This is a genomic window from Motilibacter aurantiacus, from assembly GCF_011250645.1.
GTDB lineage: Bacteria > Actinomycetota > Actinomycetes > Motilibacterales > Motilibacteraceae > Motilibacter_A > Motilibacter_A aurantiacus.
On sequence record NZ_JAANNO010000030.1, the window covers coordinates 1 to 1,878 of the forward strand.

A 1,878-nucleotide genomic window follows, 5' to 3' on the forward strand; every position below is an offset into this window, starting at 1 on the left:
GCGTGCCATCTCCGCGTTCGACAGGCCGCGGGCGAGCAGCTCGAGCGCGTCCCGCTCCCGCGCCGTGAGCGCCTCCGCGCCCGGAGGCGTGACCGGCGGCACGGGCCTGCTGCGCACGAAGTCCGCCAGCAGCCGGCGGGTCACGGTCGGGGCGAGCAACGCCTCCCCGGCGGCGACCACGCGCACGGCGGCGACGAGCTCGTCGCGCCCGACGTCCTTGAGGAGGAAGCCGCTGGCGCCGGCGCTGAGCGCGTCGTACACGTAGTCGTCGAGGTCGAACGTCGTCAGCACGAGCACCTTCACCCCGGGGGCGGTGGCCGCGATCTCGCGCGTCGCGGCGATGCCGTCGGTGCCGGGCATCCGGATGTCCATGAGCACGACGTCGGGGGCGGTGGCCCGGGCCAGCGCCGCGGCGGCCGCGCCGTCGGCGGCCTCCCCGACGACCTCGATGTCCTCCTGCGCCTCCAGGATCATCCCGAACCCGGCCCGCACCAGCCCCTGGTCGTCGGCCAGCACGACGCGGATCACGTCGCCCCACGCACGTCGGCGAGCGGCAGCTCCGCCCGTACGGCCCAGCCGCCCCCGTCCCGCGGCCCCGCCACCAGGGTGCCGCCGACGACGGCGACCCGCTCACGCATCGCGACCAGCCCGAGCCCCGCGCCCCCGCGGGGTGCGGGCACCTCGCGCCCCGGGCCCGCGTCGGTCACCTCGAGCCCCAGCGCCGCCGGCGCGTACGCGACCCGGACCACCGCGCGGGTCGGCCCGGCGTGGCGGACGGCGTTGGTCAGCGCCTCCTGCACGAGCCGGTAGGCCGACAGCTCGACCGCGGGGGGCAGCGGGCGAACGTCCCCCACCACCTCGAGCCGGACGTCGAGCCCCGCGCCGCGCGCCCGCTCCAGGAGCTCGCCGACCCGGTCCAGGCCGGGCTGCGGCGCCAGTGGCGCGGCCGGGCCGTCGTCGCTGCGCAGGACGCCGAGCAGGCGGCGCATCTCGGTGAGCGCGGCCTTGCCCGTGGCGCTGATCGAGTCGAAGGCCGCGGCCGCCCGGGCCGGGTCCCGGTCCACGACGACGGGCCCCGCCTCCGCCTGCACGACCATCAGCGAGACGTGGTGGGCCACGACGTCGTGCAGCTCGCGGGCGATGCGGTTGCGCTCCGCGGTCACGGCGGCGGCGGCCTCGGCAGCGCGTGCCCGCTCCAGCTGCGCGGCGCGCTCCTCCAGCCGGTCCGCCCGCTCCCGGCGGCCTCGGGCGCTGTCCCCGAGCAGCCAGGCGCTCGAGAAGAGCAGGTAGTTCACCAGGACGTCCTGCGCGTCCGCGCTGGAGTCGAGGAGGACCGCCACCCCGATCGCGGTCGTCGCGATCGCTCCCGCGGTGACGGACAGGCGCCGGGAGGCGTACGCCGCGGCGGTGTAGAGCCCGACGAGCCCCGCCGCCTGCACGGGCGGGTCGGGCAGGCTCGAGAGGCCCACCGCGAGGGAGAAAGCGCCGGTGAGGCCGGACGTGACGAACGGGAAGCGCCGGCGCCACACGAGCGGGAGGGCGCTGCCGATCGCCAGCGCATAGCCCCACCAGGGGTAGCTGTCGCAGTCGCAGTCGGGGTTGTGCAGGGCCGGCTGCAGCAGCAGCACCAGGGCCACGACGGCGACGCCGACGTCGGCGAGCAGCTCGCGTCGGGGCGCCTGGGGGCTCACCCCGAGATCGTGGCATCCCGACGGTCTTGGCCGCCTCCCCCGCGCGAGGGAGGCCGGTCGCTACGCCCCCGGCTCCCCCGCGTCCTCCTCCGGCTCGAAGCTGGACGCCGAGGCGGGGTCCAGGCCGATGCCGATGCCGGAGTCCCCGAGGGGGGCCTGCTCCTGCGGGTCGGCGCCGGACTCGAGC

The 1,878-nt window shown here is 77.6% G+C and carries 2 protein-coding genes; both read right to left on the reverse strand.

Going from position 1 to position 1,878, the window contains the following annotated elements:
- Positions 1–528: response regulator transcription factor (locus G9H72_RS20655; protein ID WP_331272476.1), on the reverse strand; the 528-nt coding region annotated here is incomplete at its 3' end.
- The gene (locus tag G9H72_RS23290; RefSeq protein ID WP_166174731.1) at positions 525–1,691 is read right to left on the reverse strand and encodes a sensor histidine kinase; all 1,167 of its coding nucleotides are present in this window, start codon (positions 1,689–1,691) and stop codon (positions 525–527) included. The genes G9H72_RS23290 and G9H72_RS20655, both read right to left, overlap by 4 nt.
- Positions 1,692–1,878 lie beyond the last annotated feature (187 nt).